The organism is Prauserella flavalba, from assembly GCF_003202235.1.
GTDB classification, from domain to species: Bacteria; Actinomycetota; Actinomycetes; order Mycobacteriales; family Pseudonocardiaceae; genus Prauserella_A; species Prauserella_A flavalba.
In genome coordinates this window covers 66,787-83,384 of record NZ_MASU01000006.1, presented here as the reverse complement: position 1 = coordinate 83,384, position 16,598 = coordinate 66,787, and the positions used below count along the sequence as shown (strand labels likewise).

General features: G+C 69.9%; 16 protein-coding genes. 7 read left to right on the top strand and 9 right to left on the bottom strand.

The annotated features are described in order from the left end of the window. Positions 1-227: 227 nt before the first annotated feature. A complete protein-coding gene (locus BA062_RS16435; protein ID WP_110338282.1) occupies positions 228-1,013 on the top strand; it encodes a site-2 protease family protein in 786 nt (261 codons plus the stop codon). Here the strand turns inward: BA062_RS16435 and BA062_RS16430 are convergent. The 3 genes from BA062_RS16430 to mshB are packed head-to-tail and all read right to left on the bottom strand — an operon-like array spanning position 994 to position 2,998. Then, entirely contained in the window at positions 994-1,779 is a 786-nt protein-coding gene (locus BA062_RS16430; RefSeq protein ID WP_110337572.1) for a hypothetical protein, read from the bottom strand. The genes BA062_RS16435 and BA062_RS16430 overlap by 20 nt on opposite strands. Before the next feature lie 2 nt (positions 1,780-1,781). Beyond that, positions 1,782-2,192: a hypothetical protein gene (locus tag BA062_RS16425; RefSeq protein WP_110337570.1), complete on the bottom strand. Its 411-nt coding sequence runs from the start codon at positions 2,190-2,192 to the stop codon at positions 1,782-1,784. Further along, positions 2,189-2,998, bottom strand: coding sequence for an N-acetyl-1-D-myo-inositol-2-amino-2-deoxy-alpha-D-glucopyranoside deacetylase (gene mshB, locus BA062_RS16420; RefSeq protein ID WP_110338280.1), 810 nt, complete (start codon positions 2,996-2,998; stop codon positions 2,189-2,191). The genes BA062_RS16425 and mshB overlap by 4 nt, the downstream gene beginning before the upstream one ends. A 425-nt stretch (positions 2,999-3,423) precedes the next feature. On the opposite strand from mshB, the gene BA062_RS16415 reads away from it, so the two are divergent. The 5 genes from BA062_RS16415 to BA062_RS16395 all read left to right on the top strand — a co-directional run bounded on the left by BA062_RS16415 (position 3,424) and on the right by BA062_RS16395 (position 9,385). After that, positions 3,424-5,178: an ABC transporter family substrate-binding protein gene (locus BA062_RS16415; protein ID WP_110337568.1), complete on the top strand. Its 1,755-nt coding sequence runs from the start codon at positions 3,424-3,426 to the stop codon at positions 5,176-5,178. A 164-nt stretch (positions 5,179-5,342) separates the two neighbouring features. Continuing rightward, positions 5,343-6,323 (top strand): ABC transporter permease, encoded by a 981-nt coding sequence (locus tag BA062_RS16410; protein WP_110337566.1) that lies wholly within the window; start codon positions 5,343-5,345, stop codon positions 6,321-6,323. Further along, entirely contained in the window at positions 6,316-7,260 is a 945-nt protein-coding gene (locus tag BA062_RS16405; RefSeq protein ID WP_110337564.1) for an ABC transporter permease, read from the top strand. The genes BA062_RS16410 and BA062_RS16405 overlap by 8 nt, the downstream gene beginning before the upstream one ends. Beyond that, positions 7,257-8,339, top strand: coding sequence for an ABC transporter ATP-binding protein (locus BA062_RS16400; RefSeq protein ID WP_110337562.1), 1,083 nt, complete (start codon positions 7,257-7,259; stop codon positions 8,337-8,339). Before BA062_RS16405 ends, BA062_RS16400 begins: the two co-directional genes overlap by 4 nt. Then, positions 8,336-9,385, top strand: coding sequence for an ABC transporter ATP-binding protein (locus BA062_RS16395; protein WP_110337560.1), 1,050 nt, complete (start codon positions 8,336-8,338; stop codon positions 9,383-9,385). The genes BA062_RS16400 and BA062_RS16395 overlap by 4 nt, the downstream gene beginning before the upstream one ends. Positions 9,386-9,472: 87 nt before the next feature. Here the strand turns inward: BA062_RS16395 and BA062_RS16390 are convergent, their stop codons facing one another. Then, positions 9,473-11,299: an ABC transporter family substrate-binding protein gene (locus tag BA062_RS16390; RefSeq protein WP_391355770.1), complete on the bottom strand. Its 1,827-nt coding sequence runs from the start codon at positions 11,297-11,299 to the stop codon at positions 9,473-9,475. 171 nt (positions 11,300-11,470) lie between these two features. After that, positions 11,471-13,375, bottom strand: coding sequence for a translational GTPase TypA (gene typA / locus BA062_RS16385; protein ID WP_110337558.1), 1,905 nt, complete (start codon positions 13,373-13,375; stop codon positions 11,471-11,473). 165 nt (positions 13,376-13,540) lie between these two features. On the opposite strand from typA, the gene BA062_RS39865 reads away from it, so the two are divergent. Continuing rightward, positions 13,541-13,705 carry a hypothetical protein gene (locus BA062_RS39865; protein WP_168213999.1) on the top strand — a complete coding sequence of 55 codons (165 nt, stop codon included), beginning with the start codon at positions 13,541-13,543 and terminating at the stop codon, positions 13,703-13,705. A gap of 9 nt (positions 13,706-13,714) precedes the next feature. On the opposite strand, the gene BA062_RS16380 is transcribed toward BA062_RS39865, so the two are convergent. The 4 genes from BA062_RS16380 to BA062_RS16365 form a co-directional block, all read right to left on the bottom strand. Next, a complete protein-coding gene (locus BA062_RS16380; RefSeq protein ID WP_110337556.1) occupies positions 13,715-14,014 on the bottom strand; it encodes a YciI family protein in 300 nt (99 codons plus the stop codon). Between the two features lie 66 nt (positions 14,015-14,080). Next, entirely contained in the window at positions 14,081-14,488 is a 408-nt protein-coding gene (locus tag BA062_RS16375; protein WP_245959855.1) for a (deoxy)nucleoside triphosphate pyrophosphohydrolase, read from the bottom strand. Positions 14,489-14,499: 11 nt separating this feature from the next. Continuing rightward, positions 14,500-15,840, bottom strand: a complete 1,341-nt coding sequence (locus BA062_RS16370) for a sensor histidine kinase (RefSeq protein WP_110337554.1) — start codon at positions 15,838-15,840, stop codon at positions 14,500-14,502. Then, complete coding sequence (locus tag BA062_RS16365) at positions 15,837-16,541, bottom strand: response regulator transcription factor (RefSeq protein ID WP_110337552.1); 705 nt, start codon at positions 16,539-16,541, stop codon at positions 15,837-15,839. Before BA062_RS16365 ends, BA062_RS16370 begins: the two co-directional genes overlap by 4 nt. Between the last annotated feature and the right edge of the window lie 57 nt (positions 16,542-16,598).

The window sequence follows — 16,598 nt, the reverse complement described above, 5'->3', positions numbered from 1 at the left end:
GCTCTCACGCACTCCCAGGCTGGCGGTGTAACTGCCATCCACCACCCCCCTTACGGCGGCGAATGACATCAATGTGATTACACCTGTGTAGTGCGGCCAGGTCAAGCCGAGTAGCAAGGTTGGGGGATACTTTGGGCGCCGCGCGCAAGCGGACACGCCGAGAGAAGCTCACGAGGATCCGACAACGCCGGACACGCACCCCACAACGGATAGGACAGACTGTGGCCGTGCAACGATCAGTGGTTCGCCCAAGCCTGCTCTTCTACGCCATCCTGCTGGCCACCATCGCCGGAGGTGTCCTCACCGCCTTCGTCGCGCCGTGGACGGCGACGACCGGCATGCTCGAACGCGACGCACTCGGCACCCTCGGCATCGTCGTTCTGGTGCTCGGCGGCTGGGCGCTCTCGCTCACGCTGCACGAGTTCGGGCACGCGATCGTGGCCTACAAGGGCGGCGACCACGAGGTGGCGCACAAGGGCTACCTCACGATGGACATCCGGCGCTACACGGACCCGGTCATGTCGCTCGTGCTGCCGTTGATCATCCTCGCGATCGGGGGCATCCCGCTGCCCGGCGGCGCGGTGTGGATCAATCGCTGGGCGCTGCGCAACCGGTCGGTGGCCTCGTGGGTGTCGCTCGCGGGCCCGCTGAGCAACCTCGCGATCGGCGTGGTGCTGACCGTCGTGGTCGTGTTCATCGACATGCCGATCGGACTCGCGATGGGGCTCTCGTACCTCGCCTCGTTGCAGATCCTCGCGTTCGTGATCAACATCCTGCCGGTGCCCGGCCTCGACGGCTTCGGCGCGATCGAGCCGTACCTCTCGCCGCAGGCACGTGAGTTCGGCGCCAAGGCGCGGCCGTGGGCGCCGCTGGTGCTCTTCGCGTTGATCATCGGCCTGCCCGGCTTCGCGGATGTGCTCTGGGACTTCACCGACTTCATCTTCGGCGCGGTCGGCGGCGACGAGGTCCTGTCGGACTTCGGTCAGATGGGCTTCATGTTCTGGCGTTACTGACCTCTCGGGCGAACCACTTGCCGGCCCGCTTGGCGACACGCTTCAGCCCGGAGCGCTCGCCGAGGTAGTCGCCGACCATGCCGACGACGGGAAGCACACCGATCGCCTGGTGGTAGAAGCGTCCGCTCGGCCGCTTCTCCAGCTCGTCGGTCACGGCGAGCAAGGAGCGGCCGAGCCGCCAGAGCGTGCGGGCGACGGCCTTGAACGTCACCTTGCCGTGTTTGCGGGACGCCTCGTCGAGCTCCTCGGTGAGTTTCTCGGTCTCGGCGTCCTCCGCCGCCCGGTCGGCGGCGGTGCCCTCAGCGAGGTCCGGGCTCACCTCCCGCTCGAACAGCACCCACGCGAGCAGCCGTACGCGGTCGCCGGTGCCGGTGATCCCGTGCTCGCCCGCGATCGCGCACAGCAGCAGGCCCTGCGACGCCGCGCCGAGCGTGTCCTGGATCGGCAGGCGGTCGGCGAGCGCACCGCCGAGCCCCGGCACCGCGGTGACGAGAGAGGTGACGCGGCCGACGCGGTTGATCCACCAGTTGGTGCGCTGCTCGACGTTCATCGCGGCCCACACGCGCGTGCCGGGCACCTTCATCGACTTCGCGACGTCGAGGAGCTTGTCGCGCAGCTTCGGCTCCACCTTCGCCGCCTGCTCCCGCTCGCCCGCGATGAATCCGAACGGGTCGGCGTCCCGCAGCGCGTCCACCACCGGCCCGGTCGCGCGGACGAACGGGCGCAGCACGCCGACGACCTGCTTGTCGGAGATGGGCTCAGCCATCGTCAGCTCCCTTTCCTCGCGTCGGTTCGCGGCCTCGCCAGTGAGCCGCCGACCGCCAGCGCACCGGGCAACGCGCCCGCGGCGAGCAGCAGCAGCGCCCGCCAGTCGAGCGTCAGGATCACGTCTCCGCCGGGACCCTGCACGCCCACCAGGAGCAGCGTCAGGATCCAGACCGCCAGCGGGACGATCCCGAACCTGCGGTTTCCCAGCCGCGCGGCGGCCGACACCAGCAGCGGCGTCGTGACCAGTGCCGCGAGCACGCTCAGCGGCAACGGCACGTCACCCGCCCTCGGCAGGATCAGGCCGTCGAGCCGCAGCGGGAGGAAGAACATCTCCAGCAGCGCGAGCAGGGCGGCGTCGATCGCCAGCACGACGAGCAGGACCCGGTCGGCGGGCCGCACGGACCCGGTCACGACCCGAGTCCTCCGAACAGGTCGGTCTCCGCACCGTCGGCCGGCCCGTGCGCGAGCACGAAGTACTCCGCGGGCGGCACCGGCTGAGCGATTCCGTTGGACAGGGCGAAGCAGTCGCCGCCGACGCTGACCTGGGTCTCGTGCGCCCGCAGCGCGGCGAGCTTCCGCTCGCGGTGGGCCGCGATGTCCACGACCGTGGTGATCCGCTCGTCAGGGACGGTGGGCAGCTCGCCGTCGGCGGGCACGCGGAAGGGCGCGCCCTCGGCACGCAACCGCGCGAGCCCGCGTGCGGTGGCGCTCGCGGAGGACACCGTGTGGAAGACGCGCACCACCGATCCGGCCCGCTTCGCCGCCATCATGGTGACCTCGTGTGCGCGGATGTGGTCGGGATGGCCGTAGCCGCCGAAGGAGTCGTAGGTGACCACGACCTCGGGCCGCAGCTCGTCGAGCACGTCCAGCAGCTGCCCGGCCTGCTCGGCCACGGAGCCGCGCACGAAGGCGCGCGGGTGCTCCGCCGACGGGGTGCCCGCCATGCCGGAGTCACGCCAGCGGCCGATCCCTCCCAGGTACCGGTGCCGGCTCCAGCCGAGCGCGACGCCCGCCGCGGCGAGCTCCCCCGCGCGGTAGCCGCCGAGCTGATCGCCCGCCCACGCACCGAGCTGGTCCAGACCGGGCGGGATGATCTCACCCTCCTCACCGAGCGTGCACGTCACCACGGTGACGTCCGCTCCCTGCGCGGCGTAGCGCGCGATGGTGCCCCCGGTGGTGATGCTCTCGTCGTCCGGGTGCGCGTGCACGAGCAGCAACCTCACGCCGCCAGCCTACGGGCGCGCGTGCGACGACCGGACTGGCCCTAACGGCGTAGCGAGTTCACTGATCGGCCGCCAAAAGGTCACCGATTGGCATTTAGTTCTTTCGTCGTGTCCACATGCCGGGATCACTGGGCTATTCTCCCCGCGTCATGCATAGCGCCATGTCGAGGTGGTGGGAAGACGGCGGGTGGGATACCGACACACGGTGACGCTCCAGTTCGAGGGTATGCTCCACGTCACTCGTTCGGAGTAATCGTTGGGTAATCACCGTTGCATCACGATCGCTGTCCGAAGCGGCACGGTCGCCGAAACTGTGCTTAGCGTTCACGGTTACGGCGAGCACCATCGATCACATCGACGGCTCACCGACAAGGGGAGAGATCGCCTCGAACCCCGATGGCGTCCAGCAAGGAGAGTCAATGTTGAGAAGTAAGTCAGGCGCGGCGCGGGCGGCCGCGCTCGTCGCAGGGGCGGCGCTCGTCCTGTCCGCGTGCAGCGGTGGCGACGGCGGAGGCGACGGGGATGGCGCCCAGACCGGGCAGATCTTCGCCGAGTGCGATGCGAACCCCAACGAGTGCAACTCCGCGCCTGCCGACCAGCTGCAGGACGGCGGCGAGGTCACCATGGCGCTGGAGAAGGACATCGCCAACTGGAACCTCAACTCTTCCGAGGGCAACGTCTTCGAGACCGGCATGGCGCTGAAGGGCGTGCTGCCCTCGACCTTCAGCAGCAACCCGGACCTCAAGTTCGCGATGAACGAGGACGTCCTGGAGTCGGCCGAGCAGGTCAGCACCAACCCGCAGACGATCGAGTACAAGATCAAGCAGGAAGCGGTGTGGTCGGACGGCACGCCGATCTCGGCCGAGGACTTCATCTACATCTGGAAGACCCAGAACGGCAAGGACTGCCCGGACTGCGCGGTCGCCACGACGGCCGGGTACGACCAGGTGCGCTCGGTCGAGGGCTCGGACAACGGCAAGACCGTGACCGTGACCTACGAGAAGCCGTTCACCGACTGGCAGCAGCTGTGGGAGTCGGGCCAGCCGATCTACCCCGCGCACATCGCCAAGCAGCACGGTGACCTCAACACCCCGGCGGGCCTGAAGTCGGCGTTCGACTGGTTCGGCGCCAACATGCCCACCTTCTCCGGTGGTCCGTACAAGATCGAGAACTTCCAGAAGAACCGGTCGCTGACCCTGGTGCCGAACGAGCGCTGGTGGGGCGAGAAGCCGAAGCTGGACCGCGTGATCTTCCGGATCATCACCGACGCCGCGCAGGAGCCCACCGCCCTGCAGAACAACGAGGTCCAGATCATCTACCCGCAGCCGCAGGTGGACCTCGTGAACCAGGTGCGCAACATCCCGAACGTGTCGTCCTACGTCGGCCTCGGCCTGACCTGGGAGCACTTCGACTTCAACCTCGACACTCCCGCGCTGAAGGACAAGGCACTGCGCCAGGCGCTGTTCACCGCTGTCGACCGGCAGGCGCTGATCGACGGCACAGTCGGCCAGTTCACCGACAAGGTCGAGCCGCTGAACAGCAACAACTTCATGCCGCAGCAGGAGGGCTACGAGGACGTCATCAGCGAGACCGGTCAGGGCACTGGTGACATCGAGAAGGCCAAGCAGATCCTCACGGACGCCGGCTACCAGCAGCAGGGCGACCGCCTGATGGCCCCGAACGGCCAGCCCGTTCCGGAGCTCTCCATCCGCTACACCACGGGTAACCAGATCCGCCAGGACTCGAGCGAGCTGTTCGCCCAGGCCGCCAAGCAGCTCGGCGTCACGGTGAACGTCTCGCCGACCGACGACCTCGGTGGCACGCTCGAGAGCGGTGAGTACGACATCATGCTGTTCGCGTGGGTCGCCTCGCCGTACCCGTTCGCGAACGCGGTCCAGAACTGGACCACGGGTCAGGGCAACAACTTCGGTAACTACAGCAACCCGGACGTCGACCGCCTGCTCAACGAGGCGGCCGCGGCGACCGACCGCCAGGACGCGCTCGCCAAGGTGAACGAGGCGAACCGCATCATGGCCAAGGACGCCTACGTGCTCCCGCTGTACCAGAAGCCGACGTTCATCGCCGCGTACGACAACCTCGCGAACGTGCGCAACAACTCGACACTGGACGGACCGGTGTACAACATCGGCCAGTGGGGAATCCGCCAGGGCTGATGCCCGGCGCGTGACCTCCTGATCCGACATCCCGATGGGGGAGGTCGCCTTTCACCGGCGGCCTCCCCCATCGGGCGAGAACAAGATCAAGAACGTACCCTGATCGGCGGTACCGCCACGAGCGGCTTCGCCGCTCGCTGACCCGTTCCAGCAGGAAGACCTCCATGCTCGCCTATTCCTTGCGCCGACTGCTGATCTCGGTGCCGATCTTCATCGCCTCGACGTTCGTCGTCTTCCTGATGGCGGCACTGTCGGGCAACCCGCTCAACCGGCTCCTCGCGATCAGCCCGCCGCCCCCACCACAGACCATCGAGGCCGAGCGGGTTCGCCTGCACCTCGACCAGCCCATTTTCGAGCGGTACTGGAACTGGCTCACCGGCCTCTTCCGTGGCGACTTCGGCCCCTCGACCGAGTCGACCATGGACATCGGCAACGAGGTGATGAGCCGCTACATGGTCACGCTGCGGCTCGTGCTGCTGGCCATGCTCCTCGCCCTGATCCTCGCGATCATCGCGGGTGTGGTGAGCGCCGTGAAGCAGTACTCCGGCGTCGACTACACCTTCACCTTCATCGGCTTCCTCTTCCTCGCGATGCCCACCTTCTGGTTCGCGATCCTGCTGAAGGAAGCCGGCATCAGCTTCAACAACGCCGTCGGCGAGCAGGTGCTGTTCACCATCGGGGACAGTTCCGTGTACGTGGCGGGCGGCGCCTGGGACAAAGTGCTCGACACGGCGGGACACATGATCCTGCCGACCATCTCGCTGGCGCTGCTGTCGTTCGCGGCCTGGAGCCGGTTCCAGCGCGCCGCGATGCTCGAGGTGCTCAACAGCGACTACGTGCGGCTGGCCAGGGCCAAGGGCCTGCGGCGAGGGCAGGTGATGCGCAAGCACGCGCTGCGCACCGCGCTCATCCCGCTCACCACCGTGACCGCACTCGACCTCGGCTCGATCATCTCCGGCGCCGTCGTGACCGAGACGGTGTTCCAGTGGCAGGGGGCCGGCACGTTCCTGCTGGAGGCCATCGAAAAGGACGACGTCTACTCGATCATGGCGTGGCTCGTGATCTCGGCGACCGTCATCATCGTGCTCAATCTCGTCGCCGACCTGCTCTACGGCGTGCTCGACCCGAGGATCCGCTATGCCTGACAACATCAACAGCGACGTCGCGCCCGTCCCGACCAAGCCGAGCGGCCCCGAGAAGCGGACCCGCGTCGAACGCGAGTTCACCGTTGCCGAGCGCAGCCAGGCCCAGCTGGTCATCCGCCGGTTCCTGCAGCACAAGCTCGCCGTCGGCAGCCTCGTCGTGCTGGTCCTGATCGTCCTGCTCGCCTTCGTCGGCGGGTGGCTGTGGAAGTACGACGTCTCCGAGCTCACCGGCGACCACTCGCAGCCGCCGTCGTGGGACCACCCGTTCGGCACCGACGCCATCGGGCACGACAGCTTCGCGCAGGTGCTGCGCGGCACCCAGATCTCGATCGGCATCGCGGTGCTCGTGGCTTTGTTCGCCACGATCGTCGGCACGATCTGGGGCGCGGTGGCGGGCTTCTACCGCGGCTGGGTCGACACGATCCTCATGCGCATCGCCGACCTGGTGCTGACGCTGCCGCTGCTGGCGGTCGCCGCCGTGCTCGCGCACAACACCCAGGGTGCATGGTGGCTCATCGCGATCGTGATCGCGGGCCTCTACTGGGCCTACGTCTCACGCGTCGCCCGCGGCGTGGTGCTTTCCCTGCGGGAGAAGGAGTTCATCGAGGCGGCGAGGGCGCTCGGCGCCACCGACTCGCGGATCATCTTCCGCCACCTCGTGCCCAACGCGCTCGGCTCGGTGATCGTCAACGCCACCATCCTCGTGGCGATCGCGATCCTGATCGAGACGTCGCTGTCGTTCCTCGGCTTCGGCGTCCAGCCGCCGGACACCTCGCTCGGCCTGCTCGTCAGCCAGAACCAGACCGCGGTGTCGACGCGGCCCTGGCTGTTCTACTTCCCGGGCCTGTTCATCATCCTGATCGCGCTGACGATCAACTTCATCGGGGACGGACTGCGGGACGCGTTCGACCCCCAGCAGACGAAGGTACGCGCATGACCCCCACAGACCCCGCCGCGACGACGGGCGACACCGTCCTCGAGGTGGAGGACCTGACCGTGCAGTTCCCGACCGACGAGGGCTTGGTCGAGGCCGTCCGCGGCGTCAGCTACGAGCTGCGCCGGGGCGAGGTGCTCGGCATCGTCGGCGAGTCGGGTTCGGGCAAGTCGGTGACGTCGCTGGCCGTGATGGGCCTGCTGCCCAAGACGGCCCGCGTGTCCGGCTCCGTGCGGTTCAACGGCACGGAGCTGCTCGAGTCGGGCGACAAGGAGCTCTCCCGGGTCCGTGGCCGGGGCATCTCGATGGTGTTCCAGGACCCGATGACGTCGCTGAACCCCGTCTACACCATCGGTGACCAGATCGCCGAGACCATCCTGGTGCACAACGACATCACCAAGCAGGCGGCGCGCAAGCAGGCCGTGGAGCTGTTGGAGACCGTGCACATCCCGAACCCGGAGCAGCGGGCGAAGGCGTACCCGCACGAGCTGTCGGGCGGTATGCGCCAGCGCGTGGTGATCGCGATCGCGATGGCCAACCAGCCGGACGTGATCATCGCCGACGAGCCGACCACCGCGCTCGACGTCACCGTGCAGGCGCAGATCCTGGAGGCGCTGCGGACCGCGCAGAAGGAGACCGGCGCGGCGATGATCCTGATCACCCACGACCTCGGCGTGATCGCGGGCCAGGCCGACCGGGTGATGGTGATGTACGCGGGCAAGCCCGTGGAGAAGGGCACCGCCGACGAGGTGTTCTACACGCCGAGGATGCCCTACACGCTCGGGCTCCTCGGCAGCCTGCCTCGCCTCGACATCAAAACGGACCGGCTCACGCCCATCGCGGGCTCGCCGCCGTCGGTGATCAACATGCCGCCGGGCTGCCCGTTCAGCCCCCGGTGCCCGCTCGCGGAGGACATCTGCGACCAGGAGGAGCCGCCGTTGGAGCCCGGGTCGAACCCCGAGCACCTCGCGGCCTGCCATTTCAGCTACCGGGTCGAGGGCCACGAGCCCACCGACCTGTTCCGTCCGGTGGCGGATGACCCGCTGCCGGCCGGCGCGACCGAAGGAGAGGTCCGCGAATGACCGAGACGGCACTCGACGTCGAGTCGACGACCAGCCGGACGCCCGTGCTCTCGGCTCGCGACATCGTGAAGCACTTCCCCGTGCACGGCGGCGGGATCCTGCGGCGCCGGATCGGCGATGTGCACGCGGTGTGCGGTGTCTCGTTCGACCTCTATCCGAACGAGACGCTGGGCCTCGTCGGTGAGTCCGGCTGCGGGAAGTCCACCACCGCGCGTGTGGTGCTCAACCTCCAGCCCGCCACCGCCGGTGAGGTCTCCTTCGAGGGACAGAACCTGAACACGCTGGGCCGCAAGGAGATGCGGCGGCTGCGCCGGAGCATGCAGATCGTGTTCCAGGACCCGTACGCCTCGCTCGACCCGAGGATCCCGGTCAACGAGATCGTCGCCGAGCCGCTGCGGATCCACGGGCTCTACGAGAACGGCGGCAAGGAGCGTGTGCGTGAGCTGCTGGCCACCGTGGGCCTGCGGCCGGAGCACGGCAACCGCTTCCCGCACGAGTTCTCGGGCGGGCAACGTCAGCGCATCGGCGTCGCGAGGGCGCTCGCGCTGGAGCCGAAGGTGCTGGTGCTCGACGAGCCGGTGTCCGCTTTGGACGTGTCCATTCAGGCCGGTGTGCTGAACCTGTTGCAGGACCTGCAATCCGAGCTGGGACTGTCCTACCTGTTCGTGTCCCACGACCTGTCGGTAGTGCGGCACGTGGCCGACCGCATCGCGGTGATGTACCTCGGCCGGATCGTGGAGCTCGCCCCGGCCGAGGAGCTGTTCGAGCGGCCTGCGCACCCGTACACGCAGGCGCTGATCTCGGCGATCCCGGTGCCGGACCCGCGCAAGGAGCGCACCCGGCAGCGGATCGTGATCACCGGTGACGTGCCGAGCCCGGCCAACCCGCCGAGCGGCTGCCGGTTCCGCACGCGCTGCCCGAAGTTCGCGAACGAGCTGAGCGAGGGCGAGCGCAAGCTGTGCATCGACGAGGTGCCGGAGCTGGTCGACCGCGGCCAGGGCCACCCCTCGGCCTGCCACTACGCGGAAACCGCCCAGCTCCTCTGAGGCGGCCCGCCCTTCCGCAGTGAAGGCCACCTTGCCTGCGTTCAACGCAGTGAAGGTGGCCTTCACTGCGTTCGGGCCTCAAGCGAGTCAGCGGGGGGCGCGGGTCCAGTTGACGGCGTTGGAGAAGGGGCCCGCCATCGCGGGGCCCGCGGTCACGCCGGACACGGTCTTGCCGATCGCCATCGTGTCGGCGAGCTGGAACAGCGGGATCGACACGTTCGCCTGCCACAGCGCCGGTTCCGCCGAGGCGAGGCTGTCGCCCAGCGGCTCGGCTCCGCTCAGCGCGGCGTCGATCGTCGGCTGGAGCACCTCGTCGCAGAACGCCGCGGTGTTGACCGGCACCTGCGGTGAGGACTCGCCGTCCGGGTCGGCGTCCCAGCCCGGTGGGCAACCGAAGGTCGACGCCAGCGTCGACGCCGGGTCGTAGCTCACCGGCTGCGGCACCACCGCGATGTCCACCGCCACGTTGCCGTTGGGCGACGGCGCTGGCGTCGTGGTGGTGGGCTCGGTGGTGGGCGTCGCGGTGCCCTCGCCACCGGCCTCGGGCTGCGGCTCCTCCTCGGAGGACGTGCCGCTCACCGGCGTCGGCAGCAGCGAGTCGAACAGCTCGCGGGCGGGTGGGTTCACGGTCGTCACCTCGACCCCCGCGGCGATCAGCTGCCTGCTCAGCTCGTGCGCGATGCTCGCGTACGGCTCCTGCTGCCCGGGCGAGGCGACCACGATCGACAGGGGCACCCCTTCGCGGGTCCAGGTGCCCGCCTCGCGCGTGTATCCGGCCGCGGTGAGCAGTTGCTCCGCCTTGCGCGGCGAGGGCGTCAGCGGCGAGCCTGAGCGCGGGATCGTGGGCCGGTAGTCCTTCGCCGACGGCGGCAGCACATGCGCGCCGGCCCGCAGCTGCTCGGACGGACCGCCGCGCGTGCCCTCGGCGATCAGCTTCTCGCGGTCGAGCAGCGCGGCGACACCGGCGCGTACCTGGTCGTCGGCCAGCACGCCCACCGGCCGCAGCAGCGTCGAGGCGAGGTACGGCCTGGCGACGGTGTGCAGGTCGACGTCCTTGCCGAGTTCGGAGAACAGCTCCAGGCCCGTCGCGTCGGTGCCGGCCAGCGCGAACTGGTCGTTGCCGCTGCGCAGCGCCGCGACCATGCCGGCGTGGTCGGAGCTGCGCAACACGATCCGGTCGACCGCGGCCGGCTTCTCCCAGTAGCGCTCGTTGCGCTCCAGCACGATCTCGCCGCGCTCCTTGTCGAGCGTCTTGATCGAGAACGGTCCTCCATAGGCGGGGAAGCTGTCCGCGAGCGCGCCCTGCCAGCCTCCGGGGGCGTCCTTGAGCAGGTGTGAGGGCAGGAGATTGTCGAACAGGGTCTGCCAGCCCGGGTACGGCTCGCTGAACGTCACGTCGAGCCGCTTGCCGCCCGCACCCGGCTGGATGCCGGTGATCAGCCGGTACCCGGCCGCGTCGGCGACACCGGGCTGGTTCTTCATCGCGTCGGCGAGGTAGGCGAAGTCCTCGACGGCGATGGGCGCGCCGTCGGACCACGACGCCTCCGGCCTGATCTGGTACGAGACCGTGAACGGCTCCTGCGAGGTGACCTCGGCCGAGGTCATCAGGCTCTCGTCGAGTTCGAGCGTGCCGTCCTCCGCGGGCCGGAACACCGACGGCAGCAACATCTGCGCCAGCGCGGAGGTGACCGTGGAGAGGTCGGCCAGGTTGTGCGGGTTGTACCCGCCCGCGATGTCGTCGAGGCTCACCACGATCTGCGACGGCGTCTCGGCCTCGGGCGTGGACGTCTCCGCGATGGGTGAGCTGACCACGGGCGGCGGCGGGGTGTTGGTGCAGGCCGCGAGCACCACGGTCACCAGCGCGAACACGAGCGCCAGCAACCGCACCCTCGCCCTCCCGCCAGTCGCGCGCACGCCGCAGCCCCTCCTGCTCGTCGAACCTGCCGTGATCGGCACCGTCAGTAACGCCGGAACCCGAAGACTGCCAGACCGGACGTCAAACCGAGGTACTGGACCAGGTACCGCCACTTGGGTGACGCATGATCCAACCACGCGGTTCCCGGCAGGCCGGGATCGGGCCGAGCGTCAGGCGTTCTTGTCGCGGCTCTTCGCGCGCGAACGCTCCTTGGCCCGCTGCGACACGTCGAGGGTGACCTTGCGCACCCGCACCACGTTCGGCGCCACCTCGACGCACTCGTCGACGGCGCAGAACTCCAGCGCCTCCTCGAGGCCCAGCTTGCGCGGGCGGGCGAGGCGCTCCAGCTCGTCGCCGGTCGACGACCGCATGTTGGTGAGCTTCTTCTCCTTGGTGATGTTGATGTCGAGGTCCTCGGCGCGCGGGTTCTCGCCCACGACCATGCCCTCGTACGCCTCGGCGCCCGGCTCCACGAAGAACGTGCCGCGGTCGGCCAGCTGCAGCATCGCGTAGCTGGTGATCGGGCCCGACCGGTCGGCGACCAGCGAACCGCTGTGCCGTGTGCGGATCTCGCCCGCCCACGGGAAGTAGCCCTCGAACACGTGGTTGGCGATGCCGGTGCCGCGCGTCTCGGTCAGGAAGTCGGTGCGGAAGCCGATCAGGCCACGCGCGGGCAGCACGTACTCGAGCTTGATGCGGCCGGTGCCGTGGCCGTCCATCTGTTCCATGCGGCCCTTGCGGGACGCGAGCAGCTGCGTGATGGCGCCCATGTGCTCCTCGGGCGCGTCGACGTAGAGGCGCTCGAACGGCTCGTGCAGCTTGCCGTCGATGGTGCGCGTGACCACCTGCGGCTTGCCGACGGTCAGCTCGAAGCCCTCGCGGCGCATCTGCTCGACCAGGATCGCGAGCGCGAGCTCGCCACGGCCCTGGACCTCCCACGCGTCGGGCCGCTCGGTGGGCAGCACGCGGATGCTCACGTTGCCGACCAGCTCGGCGTCGAGCCGCGCCTTGACCATGCGGGCGGTGAGCTTGTCGCCGCCGCCACGGCCCGCCAGCGGCGAGGTGTTGACGCCGATCGTCATCGAGATCGCGGGCTCGTCCACCGTGATCCTCGGCAGCGGCTCGGGGTCCTCGACGTCGGCGAGGGTGTCGCCGATGGTGATGTCCGGGATGCCGGCGATGGCCACGAGGTCACCCGCGCTCGCCTCCTGCGCGGGCACGCGCGTGAGTGCCTCGGTGACCAGCAGCTCGGAGATCCGCACGGACTGGGCGGAGCCGTCCTCGCGCAGCCACGCGACGGTCTGGCCCTTGCGCAGCTTGCCCGCGTGGATGCGGACGAGCGCGATGCGGCCGAGGAAGCTCGACGCGTCGAGGTTCGTCACGAGCGCGCGCAGTGGGGCCTCGGGGTCGGCGGTGGGCGGCGGGATGTGGTTGAGCAGCACCTCGAACAGCGGGTCGAGGTTCTCGCTGTCGGGCACGGCGCCGTCGGCGGGCTGCTCCAGGCTGGCCCTGCCGTCGCGCGCGGCGGCGTAGACCACCGGGAGGTCGAGCACCGCGTCCAGATCGGCGTCCTCGATGTCCGAGGCCAGGTCGAGCAGCAGGTCGTGAGTCTCCTCGACGACCTCGGCGATGCGCGCGTCGGCGCGGTCGACCTTGTTCACGACGAGGATCACCGGGAGGCCGGCCTGCAGCGTCTTGCGCAGCACGAACCGGGTCTGCGGCAGCGGGCCCTCGCTGGCGTCCACCAGCAGCACGACACCGTCGACCATCGAGAGGCCGCGCTCGACCTCGCCGCCGAAGTCGGCGTGGCCGGGGGTGTCGATGACGTTGATCGTCACCGCGCCGTCGGGCGTCTGCCTGCGGATGGCGGTGTTCTTCGCCAGGATCGTGATGCCCTTTTCCCGCTCCAGCTCGCCGGAGTCCATCACGCGGTCGACGGGCTCGGCGCGTTCGGTGAAGGCGCCGGACTGCCGGAGCATGGCGTCGACCAGGGTCGTCTTGCCGTGGTCGACATGTGCCACGATGGCAATGTTTCGGAGGTCCGTGCGGACCTTCTCGGCGGTGACTGCGGGCACGCGTCGACTCCTGTGGGAAGAGAACGGGGGCGGCCATCGGCTCTCGAGGCCAACGATGGTCGTACCCAGGATAGCCGGGCTACCATTGTGCCCAGCGCCACACCTCGATCAAGGATAGCCTCACCTAACCTGATGCGAGGAGCCGACCGGCGTGGAGTGTGATCCGTGGGCAAGAAGCACGGGGGCGAAGACGACCCCAAGGCCGTCGTCCGCAAGCTGATCAAATCGGGCAAAGTCAAGAAGAAGTGCTGCAAGTCCAAGCCGCGCTGCAAGAAGTGTCCTGTGCTCGCGCTGAAGAAGGCCAAGGCCGACATCGCCAAGGCCGCGTGAGCGGTTGCGCTAGTGGGGAATGGCCTCGTTGAGCAGGCGTAGTTCCGGGCACGTGCGGGTCGCCGAGAACTCCACCACCTCGTAGTGGGCCAGGTGTTTGACGGCCAACGGGTCGGTGGCCAATATCGCGTCGAGCTTCAGCCGTGCCATCGGCCTGGCGATCATCACCTCGCCGAGGTGCAGGTCCCTGCGGCCCGAGGCCAGCAGGTGGTTGTGGTCGTACTGCCTCGCGACCCACTCCACGTGGTCGGGCAGCACATAGTCGATCTCCGGCAGGGGCGCGGTGTACGTGAGCAGCACGACATACATACCTTCACGGTAAGCCCGCGACCGCCAGGTGATGCCTGTTAACCGCCCTCTGACCTGCGTTTTCGATCATGCGAACCCGGTGTCGCGCAACAACTTCTCCAGGTCGGGCACGAGCACCCGGTCGGCGGGAAGCCAGTCGAGATCGCCCACGTCTGGGGGACCCACCCAGCGCAGCGCCCGGTGCTCGACGGCGTGCGGCCTGGCCGCCGGATCGGTGAGCCTCGCCGCGAAGATCCGCAGCACCTTGCCGCCCGGCAGCGGCACGTCCGCGCCGACGCGCCCGCCCACCTCGACCGCGACGCCGAGCTCCTCGGCGCACTCGCGGCGCACGGCTGCCTCCTCCGGCTCACCCGCCTCGACGCGCCCGCCCGGCAGCTCCCACAGCCCCGCCGCCTCCTCGGGGTAGGCACGCTGCTGGGCGAGCAGCGCACCGTCGCGGACGATGGCGGCTCCGACGATCACCACGGGCTCCACGCGAGTGGACGTTAGCGTGCGTGCCGTCGCCAGCTCACCTGGAACCGGGCGCCGCCGTCCGGCGACTCCCCCACGGTCACCCTCCCACCGCGCCTGCGCGCGGCCTCGGCCACCATCGCGAGCCCCAGCCCGGTGCCACCCGAGGTGCGCGCGCGGTCGTCGGAGACCCGGTAGAACCGGTCGAACACGTGCTCGCGGTGCTCCGGCGCGACGCCGGGCCCGTCGTCGTCCACCACCACGCGCACGCGGGAGCGCGAGGCGAGCACGGACACCACGATCTGCGAGTCCGCGTAGCGGCACGCGTTGCGCAGCAGGTTGTTGAGCACCAGCTCCACCTCGGCGTGCGTCGCGAGCGCCCACGCCTGCGGCACCACAGCGCTCACCCGCACCGGTGGCGAACCCGAGGGCAGCCTGGACACGGCGTCACGTGCCTCGGTGACCAGCTCGACGGGCTCGGCGGGTGGCACCTCGCCCGCGTCGGACCGCGCGAGCGCGAGCAGGCCGTCGAGGAGCGCGGAAAGCCGCTCGGCCTCCTCCAGGATGTCGCCGAGCGTCTCCTGCGCCAGCCCGGGATCGGGGTTGGTGACGGCCACCTCGGCCTGCACCCGGATCGACGCGACGGGCGAGCGCAGCTCGTGCGCGGCGTCGCCGGTGAAGCGCCGCAGCCGCTCGCTGATCTCCTCCTGCCGCGCCAGCAGCGCGTTGAAATCCGACGCGAGCGCGCGCAGCTCGTCGTGTGCCTCCGGCAGCGGGAGCCTGCCCCCGGGCGGGAGATCCTTCGCCGAACGCCGCATCCTGCCGACGGGCCCCAGGGCCGAGCGCACCCCGAGCCACGTCGCGAGCGTCGCGACGAGCGCGCCGATCAGTGCGACGAGCAGCAGCCAGCGCGCGCCGTTCGCCTTCGCCGCTCCCGAGCCCACCATCGCCGTGCCGACCGCCACGAGCCGCTGCGAGCCGTCCGGTGCGGTCGCCACGGCGCCGAGCCAGCGCAGCTTGGTGGTGACCTCACCGGTGAACTCGGTGCTCACCGGCAGCCCGGCCTTCAGCTCGCTCACATCCGCTGCGCCGAGCCGCGCGGGCTCGCCGCCGTCGACCGGCATGCCCGCGGTGTCGAGCACGCGCACGTCGATGCCCTCGGGAGCGCTGGGCGCCCTGCCCCGCTCGACCGTCGCGCTCGCGGTCTCGAGCGCGGCACGCAGCTCCGCGTCGACGGAGTTCACCAGCAGCGGGCCGAGCGCCTTGCCCGCGAGCAGCGCGAGCCCGAAGAGCAGGGCCAGCGTGATCGTGGTGGCGACGAGCGTGATCCGGAACCGCAGCGTCCGCCGCAGCCACCAGCGGCGCGGAGAGATCACCCCGTGGTCACTTGGTCGAGCTCCGGGTCGGACGCGACGTAGCCGTGCCCGCGCACGGTGCGGACGAACGCGCCCGCGCCCGCGGCGTCGAGCTTGCGCCGCACGTACCCGACGTAGACCTCGACGACGTTGCGGGTGGCCGCCTGCTCATCGCCCCACACGGCCCGCAACAGCTCGTCCTTGGTCACCACCGTGCCCGCCCGCCCGGCGAGCACCTCCAGCAGCGCGAACTCCCTCGGGCTCAGCGCCACCGGATCGTCGTGCCAGCGCACCTCCCGCGCGGCACGGTCCACGGTCAGCCCGCCGATCCGCAGCGGCCCGCGCATCCCCTGCGCGGCGGCCCTGCGCAGCACCGCCCGCACCTGCGCGACGAGCACCACGAACGAGAACGGCTTCACGAGGTAGCCGTCGGCGCCGAGGTCGAGACCGTCGGCCTGGTCGATCTCGCCGTCCTTCGCGGAGACCAGCAGCACCGGCGTGTGCACCCCCTGCGCCCGCAGCGCCTGCAGCACGCGGTAGCCCGAGAGTCCCGGCAGCATGATGTCGAGCAGCAGCACGTCGAAGGCACCGGTCTGGGCCAGCCGCAGCGCGCTCGGCCCGTCGGCCGCGGTCACCACGTCCATGCCCTCGGCGCCGAGGCCCCGCTGCAGTGCCTTCCGCACGCCGGGCTCGTCGTCGACCACCAGAACTCGAGGCTTCACGCTCTCAGGATGCCGGTTTCCGCTCCTGCCCGCGCGTGCTCTCAGCCGGTTCTCAGC